At 71.9% G+C, this 17,837-nt stretch carries 16 protein-coding genes and 4 tRNA genes; 8 read left to right on the top strand and 12 right to left on the bottom strand.

Translation table 11 applies throughout. The annotated features are described in order from the left end of the window. Window positions 1-12: 12 nt before the first annotated feature. The 3 genes from nusG to QRN89_RS20590 all read right to left on the bottom strand — a co-directional run bounded on the left by nusG (window position 13) and on the right by QRN89_RS20590 (window position 1,438). Window positions 13-897, bottom strand: a complete 885-nt coding sequence (gene nusG, locus QRN89_RS20600; RefSeq protein ID WP_290350875.1) for a transcription termination/antitermination protein NusG — start codon at window positions 895-897, stop codon at window positions 13-15. A 74-nt stretch (window positions 898-971) separates the two neighbouring features. After that, window positions 972-1,259 carry a preprotein translocase subunit SecE gene (secE, locus tag QRN89_RS20595; RefSeq protein ID WP_093656441.1) on the bottom strand — a complete coding sequence of 96 codons (288 nt, stop codon included), beginning with the start codon at window positions 1,257-1,259 and terminating at the stop codon, window positions 972-974. Between the two features lie 106 nt (window positions 1,260-1,365). Next, window positions 1,366-1,438: transfer RNA gene (locus QRN89_RS20590), tRNA-Trp, on the bottom strand. Window positions 1,439-1,642: 204 nt separating this feature from the next. Between QRN89_RS20590 and QRN89_RS20585 the strand changes: the two genes are divergently transcribed. Next, complete coding sequence (locus QRN89_RS20585; RefSeq protein WP_290350874.1) at window positions 1,643-2,869, top strand: pyridoxal phosphate-dependent aminotransferase; 1,227 nt, start codon at window positions 1,643-1,645, stop codon at window positions 2,867-2,869. A gap of 185 nt (window positions 2,870-3,054) precedes the next feature. Next, on the top strand, window positions 3,055-4,074 hold the full coding sequence (locus tag QRN89_RS20580) for an adenosine deaminase (RefSeq protein ID WP_093656445.1): 1,020 nt from the start codon (window positions 3,055-3,057) through the stop codon (window positions 4,072-4,074). Window positions 4,075-4,200: 126 nt separating this feature from the next. Here the strand turns inward: QRN89_RS20580 and QRN89_RS20575 are convergent, their stop codons facing one another. The 6 genes from QRN89_RS20575 to QRN89_RS20550 form a co-directional block, all read right to left on the bottom strand. Further along, entirely contained in the window at window positions 4,201-5,256 is a 1,056-nt protein-coding gene (locus QRN89_RS20575; RefSeq protein WP_290350873.1) for a UDP-N-acetylmuramate dehydrogenase, read from the bottom strand. Window positions 5,257-5,656: 400 nt separating this feature from the next. Beyond that, the gene (locus QRN89_RS20570) at window positions 5,657-6,085 is read right to left on the bottom strand and encodes a MaoC family dehydratase (protein WP_290350872.1); all 429 of its coding nucleotides are present in this window, start codon (window positions 6,083-6,085) and stop codon (window positions 5,657-5,659) included. Between the two features lie 4 nt (window positions 6,086-6,089). After that, entirely contained in the window at window positions 6,090-6,542 is a 453-nt protein-coding gene (locus QRN89_RS20565) for a MaoC family dehydratase N-terminal domain-containing protein (RefSeq protein WP_290350871.1), read from the bottom strand. 120 nt (window positions 6,543-6,662) lie between these two features. Next, window positions 6,663-6,827 (bottom strand): 50S ribosomal protein L33, encoded by a 165-nt coding sequence (rpmG, locus tag QRN89_RS20560; RefSeq protein WP_003948671.1) that lies wholly within the window; start codon window positions 6,825-6,827, stop codon window positions 6,663-6,665. Window positions 6,828-6,913: 86 nt separating this feature from the next. Continuing rightward, window positions 6,914-6,986, bottom strand: a tRNA-Met gene (locus tag QRN89_RS20555). 47 nt (window positions 6,987-7,033) lie between these two features. Then, window positions 7,034-7,106 (bottom strand) — tRNA-Thr (locus QRN89_RS20550). A gap of 288 nt (window positions 7,107-7,394) precedes the next feature. Between QRN89_RS20550 and QRN89_RS20545 the strand changes: the two genes are divergently transcribed. The 4 genes from QRN89_RS20545 to QRN89_RS20530 all read left to right on the top strand — a co-directional run bounded on the left by QRN89_RS20545 (window position 7,395) and on the right by QRN89_RS20530 (window position 10,924). Then, a complete protein-coding gene (locus QRN89_RS20545) occupies window positions 7,395-8,642 on the top strand; it encodes an amidohydrolase family protein (RefSeq protein ID WP_290350870.1) in 1,248 nt (415 codons plus the stop codon). A gap of 104 nt (window positions 8,643-8,746) precedes the next feature. Beyond that, window positions 8,747-9,403: an SDR family oxidoreductase gene (locus QRN89_RS20540; protein WP_290350869.1), complete on the top strand. Its 657-nt coding sequence runs from the start codon at window positions 8,747-8,749 to the stop codon at window positions 9,401-9,403. A 395-nt stretch (window positions 9,404-9,798) separates the two neighbouring features. Then, window positions 9,799-9,924, top strand: a complete 126-nt coding sequence (locus QRN89_RS20535; RefSeq protein WP_290350868.1) for a hypothetical protein — start codon at window positions 9,799-9,801, stop codon at window positions 9,922-9,924. Window positions 9,925-10,465: 541 nt separating this feature from the next. Then, entirely contained in the window at window positions 10,466-10,924 is a 459-nt protein-coding gene (locus tag QRN89_RS20530; RefSeq protein WP_290350867.1) for a transglycosylase SLT domain-containing protein, read from the top strand. A 1,094-nt stretch (window positions 10,925-12,018) separates the two neighbouring features. Here QRN89_RS20530 and QRN89_RS20525 read toward each other — a convergent pair. Continuing rightward, a complete protein-coding gene (locus tag QRN89_RS20525) occupies window positions 12,019-13,791 on the bottom strand; it encodes an FAD-dependent monooxygenase (protein WP_356948643.1) in 1,773 nt (590 codons plus the stop codon). A 595-nt stretch (window positions 13,792-14,386) separates the two neighbouring features. On the opposite strand from QRN89_RS20525, the gene QRN89_RS20520 reads away from it, so the two are divergent. Next, window positions 14,387-15,622, top strand: a complete 1,236-nt coding sequence (locus tag QRN89_RS20520; RefSeq protein WP_290350865.1) for a cation:proton antiporter domain-containing protein — start codon at window positions 14,387-14,389, stop codon at window positions 15,620-15,622. Between the two features lie 272 nt (window positions 15,623-15,894). Here QRN89_RS20520 and QRN89_RS20515 read toward each other — a convergent pair whose 3' ends face one another. After that, window positions 15,895-16,254 carry a hypothetical protein gene (locus QRN89_RS20515; protein WP_290350864.1) on the bottom strand — a complete coding sequence of 120 codons (360 nt, stop codon included), beginning with the start codon at window positions 16,252-16,254 and terminating at the stop codon, window positions 15,895-15,897. Between the two features lie 243 nt (window positions 16,255-16,497). On the opposite strand from QRN89_RS20515, the gene nadE reads away from it, so the two are divergent. Next, window positions 16,498-17,328 (top strand): NAD(+) synthase, encoded by an 831-nt coding sequence (nadE, locus tag QRN89_RS20510; protein ID WP_290350863.1) that lies wholly within the window; start codon window positions 16,498-16,500, stop codon window positions 17,326-17,328. 290 nt (window positions 17,329-17,618) lie between these two features. On the opposite strand, the gene QRN89_RS20505 is transcribed toward nadE, so the two are convergent. Further along, window positions 17,619-17,700, bottom strand: a tRNA-Tyr gene (locus QRN89_RS20505). Between the last annotated feature and the right edge of the window lie 137 nt (window positions 17,701-17,837).

The raw sequence follows: 17,837 nt of genomic DNA, 5'->3' as shown, positions 1-17,837 counted from the left end.
TGGGTCGATCCGTCAGTTCTTCTGGATCTGGTCGAAGCTCAGCTCGACCGGGGTCTCGCGGCCGAAGATCTCGACGAGGCCCTTGACCTTCTTCGAGTCGGGGTTGATCTCGTTGATCGTGGCCTGCAGGGTGGCGAACGGACCGTCGGTGACGGTGACCGAGTCGCCGACCTCGAAGTCCAGCACCTGGACCTCGACCTTGCGGGCCGGCGCCGGCTTGCCCTCGGCCTCGGCCGCCTCGCGGGCCGCCTTCTCCTCCGCCTCCGGGGCGAGCATCTTGACGATCTCGTCCAGGGTCAGCGGGTACGGGTCGTAGGCGTTGCCGACGAAGCCGGTGACACCGGGGGTGTTGCGGACGACGCCCCAGGACTCGTTCGTCAGGTCCATCCGGACGAGCACGTAGCCGGGCAGCTTGTTCTGCCGGACGTTCTTGCGCTCGCCGTTCTTGATCTGGACGATCTCTTCCTCGGGCACCTCGGCCTGGTAGATGAAGTCCTCGACGTTCAGCGAGACGGCGCGCTGCTCCAGGTTGGCCTTCACGCGCTTCTCGTAGCCGGCGTAGGTGTGGATCACATACCACTCGCCGGGCAGCCCGCGCAGCTCCTCGCGGAGCGCGGCGACGGGGTCGACCGGAGCCTCCGGCTCGGCCTCCTCGGCCGGCTCCTCGTCGGCCACGGCCTCCGCGGCCTCGGCGTCCTCGTCGACCTCGGCGACGGCCTCGGCGTCCTCGTCCACGTGGATCGCGGCCTGCTCGGCGGGCTCGCCCGCAGCGGCGTCAGCAGCTTCCGCCTGGTCCGGGTCGACGGAGTCCGCCGCCTCGACGATGTCGAGCGCGTCCTCAGCGGACTCGAGGCTGTCGCTCGGCTCAACGGCGTCGTTCAGGTTCGGGTCAGACACGGTGGCTGCTTCTTCCTGGATACAGATGGGGTGGAACATGCGAAAAAGGCGCCGGTCAGGCGCCCTCCGCGGGATCAGCCGAAGACGTACTTGACGGCTGCCTGGAAGCCATAGTCGATCACGGTCACAAGACCGATCATGATGACGACGAAGACGATCACCACGGTCGTGTACGTGGTCAGCTGGCTGCGCGTGGGCCAGACGACCTTGCGCAGCTCGGCGACGACCTGCCGGTAGAACAGCGCGAGGCGGCCCAAGGGGCCCTTCTTCCCGCGCTTGCCACCCTTACGGGTCTTCTTACGGGACTCGGGCGCCTCGTCCTCGGCATCAGGCATGTCGATGGAGCCCACGGCGTCCGTCACGTCTCTCACCTGATTCCGGGTCGTGGCCGTGCCGCGCCCGGTCGAGCCGCACGGCTATGCATCGAAGTACGTACATGCGCACACATCCTGGCGAAGGTGTGTGTAGCAGGGCCGGAGGGACTTGAACCCCCAACCGCTGGTTTTGGAGACCAGTGCTCTACCAATTGAGCTACGACCCTTTGTGGTTCCCCCCAAACCTACCGCATCGGCGGTGGTGGTCCGTGAGGGCCAACGACGTGTGAGTGTACGTGGTCGGAAGCCGTGCGTCGAACAGATAGCTTCGGGGCGGTTCCTGTCCGCGTTCTGTCCGGACCCTGTCAGCCACTCGTCCGACCCGCGAAACCACTGTGCCCGGGCGCTCCGCGTTCTGGGACGATGGCCGTATGAGCGCTGCAACTCCTCCCACCGAGCGCCGGGTCTCCGCCCGTATCGGCGCGATCTCCGAGTCCGCGACCCTCGCCGTCGACGCCAAGGCCAAGGCCCTCAAGGCCGCCGGCCGTCCGGTGATCGGCTTCGGGGCGGGCGAGCCGGACTTCCCGACCCCGGACTACATCGTCGAGGCCGCGATCGAGGCCTGCAAGAACCCGAAGTACCACCGCTACACCCCGGCCGGCGGTCTGCCGGAGCTGAAGAAGGCGATCGCGGAGAAGACGCTCCGCGACTCGGGCTACGAGGTCGATCCGGCGCAGGTGCTGGTGACCAACGGCGGCAAGCAGGCGATCTACGAGGCTTTCGCGGCGATCCTGGACCCGGGCGACGAGGTCATCGTCCCGGCGCCGTACTGGACGACGTACCCGGAGTCGATCCGGCTGGCCGGCGGTGTCCCGGTGGAGGTCGTCGCGGACGAGACCACCGGCTACCGGGTCTCCGTGGAGCAGCTGGAGGCGGCCCGCACGGAGAAGACGAAGGTCGTGCTGTTCGTCTCCCCGTCCAACCCGACCGGCGCGGTCTACAGCGCGGCGGACACCGAGGCGATCGCCCGCTGGGCGCTCGAGCACGGTCTGTGGGTGCTGACGGACGAGATCTACGAGCACCTGGTCTACGGCGACGCCGCGTTCACCTCGATCCCCGCGGTCGTGCCCGAGCTGCGCGACAAGTGCATCGTGGTCAACGGCGTGGCGAAGACGTACGCGATGACCGGCTGGCGGGTGGGCTGGATCGTCGGCCCGAAGGACGTCGTCAAGGCCGCGACCAACCTGCAGTCGCACGCCACCTCCAACGTCTCGAACGTGGCGCAGGTCGCGGCGCTCGCCGCGGTCTCCGGCGACCTGGACGCCGTAGCGACGATGCGTGAGGCGTTCGACCGCCGCCGGCAGACCATCGTGCGGATGCTCAACGAGATCGACGGCGTGGTCTGCCCGGAGCCCGAGGGCGCCTTCTACGCGTACCCGTCGGTGAAGGGCCTGCTGGGCAAGGAGATCCGCGGGCAGCGGCCGCGGACCTCCGTGGAGCTCGCGGCGCTGATCCTGGACGAGGCCGAGGTGGCGGTCGTCCCCGGCGAGGCGTTCGGCACGCCGGGTTACCTGCGGCTGTCGTACGCGCTGGGCGACGAGGACCTGGTCGAGGGCGTCTCGCGGATGCAGAAGCTGCTGGCGGAGGCCCGGGACTGAGGTTCCGTTCCCGCCGGACGCAGTGACGGGACGCAGTGAGGGGCGGGCCCCGGCCGGACGGCCGGGGCCCGCTCGGCGTCCGGACAGCTGGGGCGCGCCCCCTCCGACACGTTTCTTCGTTCGGGCAAGGACCCGATCGGGGAAAGGGGCTGCCGGACGGCCGGTGTCTGCGGCAAGATCCTTCAATGGAGCGAGTACGCGATCTCAGCCTGCTGCCCAAGGCCCATCTGCATCTGCACTTCACCGGGTCGATGCGGCCCGGCACCCTGCTGGAGCTCGCCGACAAGCACGGCGTGCACCTCCCCGACGCGCTGACCGGCGGCGAACCGCCGAAGCTCCGGGCGACGGACGAGCGGGGCTGGTTCCGCTTCCAGCGGCTCTACGACATGGCGCGGTCCTGTCTGCGCGAGCCGGAGGACATCCGGAGGCTGGTGCGGGAGACGGCCCAGGAGGACGTCAGGGACGGTTCCGGCTGGCTGGAGATCCAGGTCGACCCGACCTCGTACGCCCCGATGCTCGGCGGGCTGATCCCCGCCCTGGAGATCATTCTCGACTCCGTGGAGGAGGCGGCGCGGGAGACCGGGCTGGGGATGCGCGTCGTGGTCGCCGCCAACCGGATGAAGCATCCGCTGGACGCCCGCACGCTCGCGCGGCTCGCCGTGCGCTACGCCGACCGCGGGGTGGTCGGCTTCGGTCTGTCCAACGACGAGCGCCGCGGTATGGCGAGGGACTTCGACCGCGCGTTCGCGATCGCCCGTGACGGCGGTCTCCTGGCGGCCCCGCACGGCGGCGAGCTGACCGGTCCGTTCTCCGTGCGGGACTGTCTGGACGATCTCCACGCCTCCAGGATCGGCCACGGGGTCCGCGCCGCCGAGGACCCGCGGCTGCTGCGCAAGCTGGCGGAGCGCGGTGTGACCTGCGAGGTGTGCCCCGCGTCGAACGTGGCCCTCGGGGTCTACGAGAAGCCCGAGGACGTACCCCTGCGCACGCTGTGGGACGCGGGTGTGCCGATGGCGCTGGGCGCGGACGACCCGCTGCTCTTCGGCTCGCGGCTGGCGGCCCAGTACGAGATCGCCCGGCGCCACCACGGCTTCACCGACGAGGAGCTGGCGGAGCTGGCCCGCCAGTCGGTGCGGGCCTCGGCGGCGCCGCAGGACGTGCGCGACGGTCTGCTCACCGGGATCGACGAGTGGCTGAAGGACTGAGCCCTCGGACCCGGCGCGGGGGACGGCCGCCGGGTGGCGTCGTCCCCGTGCCCGCGGGTGACGGCGCCGCAGGTCGCGGGCCGGCCCCGGGACCGCTCCGGAGGGAGCGGGCCGCCCCGGGCGTTCTCAGAGGCTGACGCCGACCGTCACCGGCTCGTTGACGAGGGTGACCCCGAAGGCGTCGCGGACCCCGGCGACCACCTCGCGGGCGAGCGCGAGGAGGTCCTCGGTGGTGGCGTCGCCGCGGTTGGTGAGGGCCAGGGTGTGCTTGGTGGAGATCCGGGCGGGGCCGCTGCCGTAGCCCTTGGTGAAGCCGGCCCTGTCGATGAGCCAGGCGGCGGAGGTCTTCGTGTGCCCGTCACCGGCGGGGTAGGCGGGCGGGGTGACGTCCTCGCCGAGCCGTTCCCTCACCCGGTCCAGGAAGGTCTCGTACTCGGCGGCCGTGAGGATCGGGTTGGTGAAGAAGGAACCGGCGGACCAGGTGTCGTGGTCCTCGGGGTCCAGCACCATGCCCTTGCCGGCGCGCAGCTTCAGCACCGCCTCGCGGGCCGCCGCCGCAGGCACCCGGTCGCCCGGCTCGACGCCGAGCACCCGCGCGGTCTCGGCGTACCTGATGGGTGCGGACAGACCGCCCGCGTCCTCCAGCCGGAACCGGACGCGCAGCACCACGTAACGGTCGGGCTCGGCCTTGAAGCGGCTGTGGCGGTAGGAGAAGCCGCATTCGGCGTTCGGCACGGTGACCGTCCCGCCGCCGCGCCGGTCGTAGGCGACGACCTCGGTGATGGTGCTGGACACCTCCTGGCCGTACGCCCCGACGTTCTGGATCGGGGTGGCGCCTGCCGAGCCGGGGATGCCGGAGAGGCATTCCAGGCCGGCGAGTCCGGCCTCGACGGTGCGGGCCACGGCGTCGGTCCACACCTCGCCCGCGGCGAGTTCCAGCTCCTCCCCCTCCAGGCGGAAGCCGGTGGTGGCGATGCGCAGGGCCGTGCCGTCGAACCCCTTGTCCCCGATCACCAGGTTGCTGCCGCCGCCGATGAGCAGCAGCGGCGTGCCGGCCGCGTCCGCCTCGCGGACGGCGGCGATCACCTCGTCGTCGGTCGTGGCCGTGACGAGACGGGTGGCCGGACCACCCAGTCGGAAGGTGGTCAGCGGGGCGAGGGGAGCGTCATGGAGTTCCAGCACGGGGACAAGGGTACGGTCCGGGCCGTCCCGGTCAGGGAGCGGCCGGATCCGCCGGATCGGGGGCGGGACTGCGTCGCGGCGCGGCCCGGCGGATGTGTCGGCGCGGGAGGGGGAAGGGTCGCGCTACGGGATGTGTCCGGTCTCACGCCGCCTTCCGCGTCGTGCACGCCGGTCCCGCTCTCGTCCACCCGGTCAGGCCGGGCATGCCGGTCCCGCCGCGCACGGGGAGGCCGGGAGCCCCGGCGCACTCCAGCGCCGCGGCCGGCAGACGGGACCGGACCCGGCTCGTCCCGGGCCGCGGCCGGAACTCCGTCCGGCCGCCGCGTCACCGGGCGGCGGGAGTCGCGGAGCACGTGCGCCCCGGAGCCGTGGGAAGCTCCGGGGCGCAGGGGCGATGGTCTCAGGCGAGGCGGACGACCGCCCGGGACATCCCGAGCACCTTCTGGCCCGCCGACACCGCCGTCAGGTCCACGCGCACCCGGTTGTCGTCCAGCTTGGCCGCGACCTTGCCGCTGACCTCGATGACCGCGCCCCGGTCGTCGTCGGGCACGACCACCGGCTTGGTGAAGCGGACCCCGTACTCGACGACCGCGGCCGGGTCGCCCGTCCAGTCGGTCACCACGCGCGCCGCCTCGGCCATCGTGAACATGCCGTGCGCGATCACGTCCGGCAGGCCGACCTCCTTGGCGAACTTCTCGTTCCAGTGGATCGGGTTGAAGTCCCCGGAGGCGCCCGCGTACCGCACCAGCGTCGCCCGGGTCACCGGGAAGGTCTGCGGCGGCAGTTCGGTGCCGACCTCGACGTCCTCGTATGTGATTTTCGCCGCCATCGGATCAGCCCTCCTCGGCGGCTCGCGCCACCAGCTTGGTCCACGCGGTGACGACGTGCTCCCCGGCCTCGTCGTGCACCTCGCCGCGGATGTCCAGGATGTCGTTGCCCGCGAGCGACTTGACGGCCTCGATCGTGGAGGTGACCGTCAGCCGGTCCCCCGCCCGTACGGGGCGGGTGTACGCGAACTTCTGGTCGCCGTGCACGACACGGCTGTAGTCCAGGCCGAGCTGCGGATCCTCGACGACCTGTCCCGCCGCCTTGAACGTGATGGCGAACACGAAGGTCGGCGGGGCGATCACGTCCGAGTGGCCGAACTGCTTCGCGGCTTCGGGGTCCGTGTAGGCGGGGTTGGCGTCACCGATCGCCTCCGCGAACTCCCGGATCTTCTCCCGGCCGACCTCGTACGGCGCGGTGGGCGGATAGGTCCGCCCCACGAAGGACTGGTCGAGCGCCATGGACTCGCTACCTCCTGGTTTCCATTCCTGGCCGGTGCCACCGGAACACTTGCCGGTAACCCCGCGACAAACGACACGAGGCCGCCCCCGGGTGGGGACGGCCTCGCATACGAGCCTGATTCAGCGCGTCTCGCGGTGCGCGGTGTGCGCGTTGCAGCGCGGGCAGTGCTTCTTCATCTCAAGACGGTCCGGGTTGTTGCGCCGGTTCTTCTTGGTGATGTAGTTCCGCTCCTTGCACTCCACGCAGGCCAGCGTGATCTTCGGGCGGACGTCGGTGGCAGCCACGTGAGTGCTCCTTGGACGGATGGACGGATTGAACGCAGAAAAGAGTAGCCGATCGGAGGACCGACCCCACAATCGGCTACTGTCTGTAGCGGTGACCGGACTTGAACCGGTGACACAGCGATTATGAGCCGCTTGCTCTACCGACTGAGCTACACCGCTTCGATGCCGGATCCCCTCGCCCGAGGGCGAGGATCATCCAACATCAGAGCCCCAATACGGAATCGAACCGTAGACCTTCTCCTTACCATGGAGACGCTCTGCCGACTGAGCTATTGGGGCGAGCGATGAAGACATTACACGGTCGGCCGCCGATCGCCCAAATCCGTTTACGGGCCACGTTGGCCGCCTTCGTCGCGTACCGGCGGAGCCGCCTCCCGGCCGCCTCACGGGACGCCACCGGTCCCGTCGCCCCGCGCGTCGCCGTACGCCACTCGTGGTCACACCGGTACGACTATTGCGCTCCTCCTCGATGCGCGGTCGGGGCGCCCCTAGGCTCGGCTCACGCCGGGTGATCTTGATCGTCCCGCAGGCCGCCCGCAGGCCACTCCCCCGCCCCTCAGGAGCGCGATGCCCGACAGCCAGGCGCAGCCGCCCGACGGCGCCACCGCAGACAGCACCACGCTGCTCCTGTGCGGCGCCCGGCTCACCGACGGCCGCACGGTGGACGTGCGGCTGAGCGGCACGCGCATCGAGGCCGTCGGCACCGCCGGCAGCCTCAGCGCCGTACCGAGGACCCACTCCGCCCGCGTGGACCTCGGCGGCTACCTGCTGCTGCCCGCTCCCGCCGAACCGCACGCCCACGCCGACACCGCGCTCACCGCGCTCGCGCCGGAGGGGCCCGTGTCGTACGCCACGGAGGACGTGCAGCGGCGGGCCACCGAGGCCGCGCTGCTCCAGCTCGGGCACGGGGCGACGGCGCTGCGCTCGCACGTGCGCATCGGCGATGTGCAGGGGCTCGGCCCGCTGGAGGCCGTACTGGAGGCGCGGCGGGCGCTGCGCGGGCTCGCCGAGGTGACCACCGTCGCCGTACCCCGGCTGCTCACCGGCGTGGCGGGCGCGGACGGCCTGGCGATGCTGCGGGACGCGCTGAAGACGGGCGCGTCGGTGGTGGGCGGCAGTCCCGACGCCGACCCGGATCCGACCGGGTACACGGAGGCGGTGCTCGAGGCGGCCGCGGAGCACGGCTGCCCCGTCGACCTCCACACGGACGGCGACGATCCGGCGCGGCTGGCCCGGCTCGCCGCCATGGCGGGGGGACTGCGCCCCGGTGTGTCGATCGGTCCCTGCGCCGGACTGGCCCGGCTGCCCGCCGACGTGGCGTCCCGGACGGCCGACCAGCTGGCGGCGGCCGGGGTCACGGTCGTCTGCCTGCCGCAGGGCGGCTGCGCGGGCTCCGAACTGAGGGGCGTCGCTCCCGTACGGCTGCTGCGGGCGGCGGGAGTACCCGTCGCGGCGGGCAGCGGCGCGATGCGGGACGTGACGAATCCGGTGGGCCGCGGCGACCCGCTGGAGGCGGCCTTCCTGCTCGCCTCCCAGGGCGGGCTGCGGGTCCCGGACGCGTACGACGCGGTCAGCGCGGCGGCACGGGCGGCGATGGGCCTGCCGGAGGTACGGGTGGAGGCCGGCTTCCCCGCCGAACTCCTCGCGGTGCGGGGCGAACGGCTCGCGGGCGTCCTCTCCCTGGCGTACAGCCGGATCGTCATCCACCGGGGACGCGTGGTGGCCCGGACCAGCGCGGTACGGGAGTACTGCGACTCGGCCGCCGCGGTGGCGCTGGAGCTGCCCCGGCAGGGGCGGCCCGACCCGAGGCCCTGACAGACGGGGCGGGACGGAACCCTGCCCGGGCGGTGGCCGAAAAGGGCGCCCGGGCCCACGGCCGTCGCGCGCGTCCGACGGGGGACGGGCGTACGGTCGGGAGCATGCGCATAGTCATCGCAGGAGGACACGGCCAGATCGCGATGCGCCTGGCGCGGCTGCTCGCGGCGAGCGGGCACGAGCCGGTGGGCGTCATCCGGAAACCGGAGCACGGGGACGACCTGCGGGAGGCCGGTGCGGAACCGTGCCTGCTGGACCTGGAGTCCGCCTCGGTGGAGGAGGTAGCGGCGGTGCTCCAGGGCGCGGACGGCGCGGTGTTCGCGGCGGGGGCCGGGCCGGGCAGCGGTACCGAACGGAAGAGGACGGTGGACCGGGACGCCGCGGTCCTCTTCGCCGACGCGGCCGAACGGGCCCGTGTGCGGCGGCACATCGTCGTCTCGTCCATGGGCGCCGACCCCGAGCACCGGGGCGACGACGTGTTCGACGTCTACCAGCGGATGAAGGGCGAGGCGGACGCCTACATCAGGAGCAAGGACGCCCTGGACTGGACGATCCTGCGCCCCGGCATGCTGACGAACGACGCCGGCACCGGGCTGGTCCGGCTGGAGGCCCACACCGGGCGGGGGACGATCCCCCGGGACGACGTGGCCGCGGTGATCGCGGAACTGCTGGAGACGTCGGCGACGGCGGGGCTGGTCCTCGAACTGGTCAGCGGCAACGTGCCGGTCACGGTGGCGGTGAAGGCGGTCGCGGGCAACTGACCCCGCCGGCACGGCAGATGACGTGGCGCGGCCGATGACGGCTCCGCGGATGACGGGGACCGTTGAACCCCGGCCGCCGCGGTCCGCCGTGGCATGAGGGAAACCGCGCACCAGCACCCCACCGTCGTGGAACGGCCCGAGCAGACCTGCGTTGCCGTCAGGCGTTCCGTCCGGCTTCGCCGTCATCGCGGACGCCTGCCCGAGATCTTCGGCCGGCCTCGCACGGCACCGCTCCGGCAGGGCCCCGTTCTTCCGCTTCCACACCGTCGACATGGCCGGCGAGTCGAACGGCGAGACGGGCGTCCCCGTGCTCTCCGTGCCGGCACCCGAGGGCGACATCGCCGTCGGCATCCTCCCGGCGGGCCGCTACGGGACGCTGACGCACGGAGCGGGACATGACGCCGGGGCCCGACGGGGCGGAGCACTGGGGCTGCCGCATCGCGTCGTACCTCACCGATCCGCGCGTCGAGCCGCACATGGAGAGGTGGGAGACGGTGCCGGCCTTCCGCCTGGCCGATTGATCACCGCGGCAGCGCGGTCGGTCACCGCCGAGGCGCTTGATCTCGGCCGCAATGGATCACCGCTTGGATTCTTGATCACTGCTTGGGTTCTTGATCGCAGCCCGGTGCGCTTGATCACCGCCGAGACGGCTTGATCCCTGCCGGACGGATGCGTTCGGCCGGATCCGACGGCGCATCACTGATGTGACGTCACCAGCCTGACACGAAAGGCGTGTTGTGACCCGGAGCCCCTCCTTCCGTCGGCGGACCTCCGGAATTCCGACCTCGTCGCCGCACCGCCCGCGGCGGGAATTGCTGCGTACACACCGGCAACCTCACCGGCCGGGTCACTGCTTCGACACCCCCGCCCGAAGTGCCACGTGACGGGAACCACATCCCACTTTACCCCGTATTTATTCCCCTTGTGGCGCCAATCACAGAAATGCCTCTTGCCGTCGCCTGCCTTCACTCGGATGCTGAAAACCCCGGCGGAAATCCCCATTCCCGATTAACCGCCTTGCATGGGATCAGAACCCCAAGATTCATGTGAAAGGGCGGCGTCATGCAGCTTTCCCTGCTTCCCCGGCGAGCCACGTCCAAGATCGCCAAGTACCTCGTGGGCGGCGTCGCCGCGGCCACCGTCGCAACCGGTGTGACCACGGCCGTAGCACCTACCGAGGCCTCCGCGGCCCCCGCCAGCGCACACCGGATCGACGGCTGGATCAAGCACTCCCTGATGGTCATGAAGGCCAAGGGAATTCCCGGCAGCTACGAGGGGATCCGCCGCAACCTGATGCGCGAATCGAGCGGCGATCTCTACGCGATCAACCTCTGGGATTCGAATGCCCAAAAGGGCATTCCGTCCAAGGGGCTCATGCAGGTCATTGACCCCACATTTCGGACATACCACGTAGACGGCACCTCGTGGGACATTTATGACCCAATTGCGAATATCACGGCGGCGTGCAATTACGCGGCCAAGCGCTACGGGTCCATCGACAATGTGAACGGCCCCTACTGATCCGCCGTCCCGGCGGACTCCGCTTCGCCGGGTCCAAGCACCGCGCAGTGATGTCCATGGCTCGCACGGGGGCCATGGCCACGTTCCGCGGCTCCGCGGCATGGCCCTCACCCTGACACGCACCAAGACGGCCGCGGCGGCGGCCCACGTGGCGTCGCTGACGGCGACGGTCCCGCTCCCGGCGGCGGCGGCGGCCCGCGGGCGTCCGGAACCACCTACTACCCGGACCGTCTCCAGGCGGCGACACGTCCCCCGGAACCAGCGGCGACCGCCCCCGGCGCAGTCTCGCCAAGGCCTCGCGCACCTGCGGACCCGGTGACCGGCTCCTGCTGCGGCGCGGCCGGACCTGCACCGGGGTCCTGGCCCCCACCGGCTCCGGTACCGCCGCTCGGCCGATCTCGGTCGGCGCGTACGGCGGGGGCGCGAAACCCCGAACCGACGGCGGCGGCGCCCGGGCCGCCGTGCTGCTGCTCAACGTCGAGGGCTGGGACCTGCGCGACCTACCTCTCCAACACCGACGCGCCGACCACCACCGACCGGCGCGCGGGTCTGCTCGTCCGGCGCACCGACCACGGGGTCGGCCGGCACGACGTCGTGCCCGGCGTGGACGTGCACGACGTCAACGGTGCCGACTTCAAGGACCCCGACCCCGGCGGCGGCATCCTCTCCTCCCCGGCTCGGCCGTCGTCGTACCGACCCGCTTCGACGGCGTACGGATCGAGGACTCGGCCGTCGCCGTGTCGACCGGACCGCCATCGGCACCTCCTCCACCTGGGGCCGCAGGCCGCGCCCGGGCTCGCCCGCGATCGGCGCGGGCCTGCCGGTCGCCGAGGGGGTCGTCCGCGACTTCTTCGGGAACCGGATCCCCACGCCGCCGAACGTGGGAGCGGACCAGGGCAGGCGGGGCCGGGCGCCGGACGCGGCGGCCGGGCACGGGGCGGGAGGGTCGTAACGCCCGGGGGGCGGTCGTGCGGCCGGGTGGGGCCGGGCGGTCGTGCGGCCGGGGGCGTTCATCCGGACAGCCGGGGGCGCGTTCTGGCCGGTCGTCCGCTCGTGCGGCCCGGCGGTGGGCGTGTGATGCGGTCGGTCCGCGTCTACAGCCGGAAGACCCGCGCCAGCTCCTCGGACAGCGCGGCGACCGCGCCGGGACCGGTCAACGGTGCCACGCGCGCGCCCAGGTAGCCGTCCGGCCGTACGAGGAACGCCGTCGCGCCCGTCGTGCGGTACACGCGGGCGAACTCGTCCCGGCTGTCGAGGAAGGCGGGCAGGTGCCGCCCGTCCCCGTCCGTCGCGTAGGCCACGGACTCGGTGGCGTCACCGGCGGCGGGGCCGGCCGCCTCGGCCCCGGGCTCGGAGGTGTCCGCGTCCACGTCCGTACCCGCGCCGGTCGCCGTATCGGTCACCGTGCCCGCGTCCGGGGCGAGAACCACCAGGACCGCCGCCTGCCCGTCCGTCAGATGACGTACGGCGGCGGCGATTTCGCCGCACACGCCGAGCGCGGCGGCCGAGTCGGCGTGGAGCAGGAGCACATGGCCGCGGTCGCGCAGCAGGTCGTAGAGCCGCAGGGGAACGGCGGCGATGCCACCGGTGAGGCCGCCGCAGTCGGGTGCCCGGTCGCCGGCGCCAGGTCCCTCCAGGCCCGGGGTGCGCGGGCCCACGACGGGGCTGTCCGGGTAGGCGACGAGCAACTGGGCCTCCCGCAGCATCACGGTCGTGTAGTCGTCGGGGTCGGCCTGGACGCCCTCCGAGGCGTGCCGGACCGTGCGCCCGACGACCTCCTCGCCGATGGGCCGACGCTCGGCGTCGTAGCTGTCGAGCAGCCGGGGATGCGCGGCGCCCCGCACGGTGAGAGCCAGTTTCCAGGCGAGGTTGCAGGCGTCCTGGATACCGGTGTTCATGCCCTGGGCGCCCGTCGGCGGGTGGATGTGCGCGGCGTCGCCGGCGATGAAGACCCGGCCGTCCGCGTACTTGTCCACCAGGCGGTGGCTGATGCGGAAGACGGAGGACCAGCGCATGGCCGACGCCGTGGTGGGCTCCGGAGAGAGGCGGTCGATGACGGCCTGGATGTGCTCGATGCCGGGCGCCCGCTGCCCGGTCTCCAGGCCGTGCGCGACGCCGTCCCCGGTGTCCTGCTCCCCCGCGTCCCGCCGGACGGCGGAGAGTTCCGGCGGGACCAGCATGGACATGCGGTAGCGGCCGCGTCCGGGCAGCGGGATGCAGACGAGCAGGTCGTCGACGGCTCCGTCGTCGCCGTGGTGCATGGCGCGCACGCCGTAGCCCGGCGGCAGGCCCCAGTCGACCTCCACGTCCGCGAGCATGTACTCCTCCGGGAAGGCCGCTCCTTCGAAGGCCAGTCCGAGCGTCTTGCGGACGATGCTGTGGGCGCCGTCGCAGCCGACGAGGAACTGGGACCGGACCTCCTCCTCGCCTCCGTCGACCGTGACGATCCGGCTGATGACCCCGTCCGTGTCCTGCTTGAACGAGACCAGCTCCGTTCCGCGCTCGATCCCTGTGCCGAACCGGGCGAGGTGCTCCTCGATGACGCGCTCGGTCTCGTACTGCGGCAGCGCGGCGAAGCCGTACGGGACGTCCGGCGGGAGCCGCAGGTCGATGCGCATCGGCTCGCCGCCGTCGGCGTACACCAGCTGGCCGCGCATCGGCACGGCGGCGTCCATGGCTTCGCGGACCATGCCCATCCGGTCCCAGATCTCCAGCGTCCGGGGCTGGATCCCCACGGCCTTGGCGTACGGAAGCCGGGCCGGGAGCCGGTCGATGATGCGGCAGTCCGCCCCGTGGCGCCGCAGTTCCGCCGCCGCGGTCAGTCCCACCGGACCGGCACCCACGATCAGTACATCGGTGTCCACCACTGGCGTCTCCCCACCGAGAGCCCCGGCTGCGCTGTCCCTCCATGGTCGGCCGCCGGGCCGGGTCCGGCGACTCGGTCCTGCGGAGAGATCTCGTCCGCGCAGGTCGGGAGCTTCCTGCCGGTGTACGGGTCGACTCCGGGGCCACCGGTGGACGGAGCGTGTCGCGCTCCTGGCGCCCCGTCCTGACGCAGCCGCGGCGCGAGGTCCCGGGCCCGTGCGAAGGGCTTCCGGGCATGCGTACGGACGCGGGCCCGCCTTCGTGCTCGCGGGGGTCTCCGAACTCGCGCGGGATCCGTGCGCGCAAGGTGTCCATACGCGCAGGAGTGTCCGTACTCGCCGGAGTGTCCGTACTCGCCGGAGTACCGCCGGCTCGCCGGCATCCACGGGAATCCCCTCCCCCTTTCCCCCGTCAATTCCTCTTCCACGCACACGACTTCATACCCAAGCGCGTGCGAATCCCGAACATTCACCTCACCGCGCGGAACGCAAAGGCCCCATTCCCCGGCGCCGTCGGCCGTGGCCGCGGAAAGCGATCGGCCTAAGCTCGGTTTCCGAACCCGACGACGCGAGGTCGAGAACGGAAAGCGGGGGTCGCATGCTTGCCGTCACGGTCATCGCGGGAATTCTCTTCATCTGGTCGCTGTTGGCCCTCAGGCTTTCGCGCTGGAGCATCACCGCGCCCATCGCGATGATGGCGGCGGGCATCGCCCTCACCGCCAGCTCGAACCCTCCGCTGCGTTTCGAGCTCGAGACGACCGTGTTCGAGCACGCGGTGGAAGTCATCCTGGCCCTGCTGCTGTTCGTCGACGCCATCGAGGTCCCCGGCAGGATCCTGGGCCGTGAGAAGGGGCTCGTCCTCCGGCTGCTCGGCGGCGGGCTGCCGTTGACGCTCGGCGCCGCGTTCCTGACCGGACTCCTCCTCTTCCCCGGTCAGTCCGGGTGGCTGCTCGCGGTCCTGGCGACCGTCGTCGTGCCGCTGGACCTCGCCCCCACCGCGTCCGTCGTCCGCGACCAGCGGATCCCCGCCCGACTGCGTGAGGTCCTCAACGTCGAAGGGGGCCTGAACGACGGCATCGTCTCGCCGGTCTTCCTCCTCTGCATCGCGGTGGCCGTCGAGTCGCACGACTTGCACGCCGACTACGGCGAGGCGATGCTGACGGCCGTCGATGCGGCCGGCTGGGCGCTCGTCACCGGACTCGCCGTCGGCTGGACGACCGGCTGGCTGCTGCGGAAGTCGTGGGCCCGTGGGTGGACGCAGACGTCGGCGATGCGGCTGGGCGTGCTGGCCGTCCCGTTGGTGGCGTACACCTTCTCCAGTGCGGTCGGAGGGAACGGATTCGTCGCCTCCTTCATCGCCGGCGTCGTCTTCGGCCCGGCGGTGCGGGAGCTGCCGGAGACGGCCGTGGAGCTCACCGACGACGTGGTCACGCTCATGAGCCTCGCGCTGTGGTTCGTCTTCGGGCAGATCGTCAACAACGCCTTCTGGCCCGGGTTCCAGGCCACGGTCATTCTCTACGCGCTCCTCGCCGTCACCCTGGTCCGCATGATCCCCGTGCTCCTCGTCCTCGTCGGCGCCGGGATGAGCAGGTCGGACAAGCTCTTCCTGGGCTGGATGGGACCGAGAGGGGTGACGTCCATCGTCTTCGGCTCCCTGGCGGTCATCGAACTCCCGGACCCGAGCGCGGACTTCGTCTCCCGCGTGATGGTGATCACCGTGATGCTCAGCATCGTGCTCCACGGACTGAGCGCCGAGCCGATCGCCCGGTTCTACGCCCGGCGGACCGCGAAGCCCGGGCCCCCGGCCGCTCCGGTGGCCGACACCCGCCCCTGAGCACCGCGGGGAACGCGGCCCCGGGCTTCGTGGGGCCTCGCTCGGTACAGCACCGGGCATGAGCATGCCCGGCACGGGGGACGGGGTGTGGTTCTCGCCGGACAGGTGCGGCTCGGCGTCCGTCTCCTCGACGGCACCGGCAGTCCCCGACGCGGACCGCACGGACCGCACCGCTGCGTGAGCCGTGTCCGCGACGAACTCCGCGACCTCGCGGAGGAGCGCCCGGCCTGACGGGCGCGGGGTGCCCGCCCTGTACCCCGGTCGTGCCCGCCTCACGGGGCTTCGAGCCGGCGGTCCCACCACGGGTCGCGGGGCGAGGCGAACGGGTCGTTGAGCGTACGGGCGAGGAAGCGCGCGTCCAGCGGTCCGAGCAGAGCGCGGAGCTCGCGTGCCGGCCCCCGGGAGAGGCCGGAGCACAGCTCCTCCAGGAACGCCCGGGCGTCACTGCCCGTGAAGGGGTCGCAGCAGGGGAGGTCGTCTTCCGGCGCGGCGTACATCACCCACGGGCCGGGCTCGTAGGCCATCGCCCGCCATCGCGCCCACGCCCGGTGCGCGTCGCCGGGCCGGAAACGGCTCCGCTCGATCCGGGCGATCCCCGCGAGCGCCCTGGCCGAGAGGCCGGGTATCACCACTCTGCCGTCGTACGGCCGCGGTGCACGTGGCAGGTCCCGTGCGACCTGCGAGGGAGCCCTACGCGGCATGGGCCTTTCGTCTGTCGGTCATACGGCCATCATGCACGGCGGCGCACCGCCCTCCCACCCGTTTTCGCGGACCCCGACCCCTCACGGCCCCGGCCGTCCGGCCCCGTTCCGCCGTAACCCCCTGGGTAGGGTGGGCGCGTCAGCAGTACACGTGGACCGGAGCAAGGAGCAGACGTGAGCGGTTCGGCGTCCATCGCCCTGCAGCAGGAGATCGCCCGGGAACTCGAGGTCGCCGAGACCTTCGACGCGGAGCGCGAGATCGAGCGCCGGGTGGCCTTCCTCACCGAGCGCCTGATCTCCACCGGTCTGCGCTCCCTCGTGCTCGGCATCAGCGGCGGCGTCGACTCCACCACCACCGGTCGGCTGTGCCAGCTCGCCGTGGAGCGGGCCCGGGCGGCCGGCCACGAGGCCCGGTTCCACGCGATGCGGCTGCCCTACGGAGTCCAGGCCGACGAGCACGACGCCCAGCTCGCACTCTCCTTCATCCGGGCCGACCACGTGCTGACCGTGGACATCAAGCCCGCGAGCGATGCCGCGCTCGCCGCCCTGCCGGCCGCCGAGGTGAGCTTCCGCGACGCCCACCACCAGGACTTCGTGCACGGCAACATCAAGGCCCGGCAGCGCATGATCGCCCAGTACGCGGTGGCGGGGGCGCACGACGGGCTCGTCGTCGGCACCGACCACGCCGCCGAGGCTGTCTCCGGCTTCTTCACCAAGTTCGGCGACGGCGCCGCCGACCTGGTCCCGCTGACCGGTCTGACCAAGCGCCGGGTGCGCGCCCTCGCGGACGCGCTGGGCGCGCCCGCCGAACTGGTGTGGAAGACCCCGACGGCCGACCTGGAGACCCTCGACCCGGGCAAGGCGGACGAGGACGCGCTCGGGGTCACCTACGACGACATCGACGACTTCCTGGAAGGCAAGCCGGTCGACGAACGCGCCTTCGACACGATCGTCCGCCGCTACCGCGCCACCGGCCACAAGCGCGCGCTGCCCATCGCTCCCTGATGCCGGTCGGCCCGTAGCGGCGAGGCACCCGCCGGCTCCGGCGGCGAGACGCCGCTTCGTCAGTGGGTCGGCCCCAACGGCCCGCACGGCGACCGGGCGTGCGGGTGTCGGCCGCGCCGGCTCACGGAGACGGGCATGGAAACCGTCGGCGTCCGATTCGTCGACCGCGTCGCGTGTTGCCCTCGCAACAAGAGCTGTTGACGCACCCGTCGGCCTCCTGCGTGTGCCGATCAACGCAGAACCCCCCTCGAAGCTGCGTTTCCGCAGTTCAGAGGGGGGTTCCTCAAGCGTGGCGGCGCCAGGATTCGAACCTGGGTAGGCTAAGCCGACGGATTTACAGTCCGCTCCCATTGGCCACTCGGGCACACCGCCATGGGATGTCGCTCCGGAGCCGCTTTCGCGCGGTGCTCCGTGGCAACGACGTAAACGATACCTGATCCCCAGGGGTGCTCCGCCACCGGATTGATCAGCGCCTACGGCGGGTGCGGGTGGCTAGGCTTTGCGGTGGC

Source organism: Streptomyces sp. HUAS CB01 (assembly GCF_030406905.1).
Lineage (GTDB): Bacteria > Actinomycetota > Actinomycetes > Streptomycetales > Streptomycetaceae > Streptomyces > Streptomyces chengbuensis.
This window is presented reverse-complemented; position numbering and strand designations above follow the sequence as displayed.

What these genes read in the sequence shown, in the direction of transcription:
- QRN89_RS20540 (WP_290350869.1), top strand. Translation starts at nt 8,747, where the DNA reads ATGCGCATAGTCATCGCAGGAGGACACGGCCAGATCGCGATGCGCCTG.
- QRN89_RS20535 (WP_290350868.1), top strand. Translation starts at nt 9,799, where the DNA reads ATGACGCCGGGGCCCGACGGGGCGGAGCACTGGGGCTGCCGCATCGCG.
- QRN89_RS20585 (WP_290350874.1), top strand. Translation starts at nt 1,643, where the DNA reads ATGAGCGCTGCAACTCCTCCCACCGAGCGCCGGGTCTCCGCCCGTATC.
- QRN89_RS20520 (WP_290350865.1), top strand. Translation starts at nt 14,387, where the DNA reads ATGCTTGCCGTCACGGTCATCGCGGGAATTCTCTTCATCTGGTCGCTG.
- QRN89_RS20580 (WP_093656445.1), top strand. Translation starts at nt 3,055, where the DNA reads ATGGAGCGAGTACGCGATCTCAGCCTGCTGCCCAAGGCCCATCTGCAT.
- QRN89_RS20565 (WP_290350871.1), bottom strand. Translation starts at nt 6,542, where the DNA reads ATGGCGCTCGACCAGTCCTTCGTGGGGCGGACCTATCCGCCCACCGCG.
- QRN89_RS20570 (WP_290350872.1), bottom strand. Translation starts at nt 6,085, where the DNA reads ATGGCGGCGAAAATCACATACGAGGACGTCGAGGTCGGCACCGAACTG.
- QRN89_RS20530 (WP_290350867.1), top strand. Translation starts at nt 10,466, where the DNA reads ATGCAGCTTTCCCTGCTTCCCCGGCGAGCCACGTCCAAGATCGCCAAG.
- QRN89_RS20545 (WP_290350870.1), top strand. Translation starts at nt 7,395, where the DNA reads ATGCCCGACAGCCAGGCGCAGCCGCCCGACGGCGCCACCGCAGACAGC.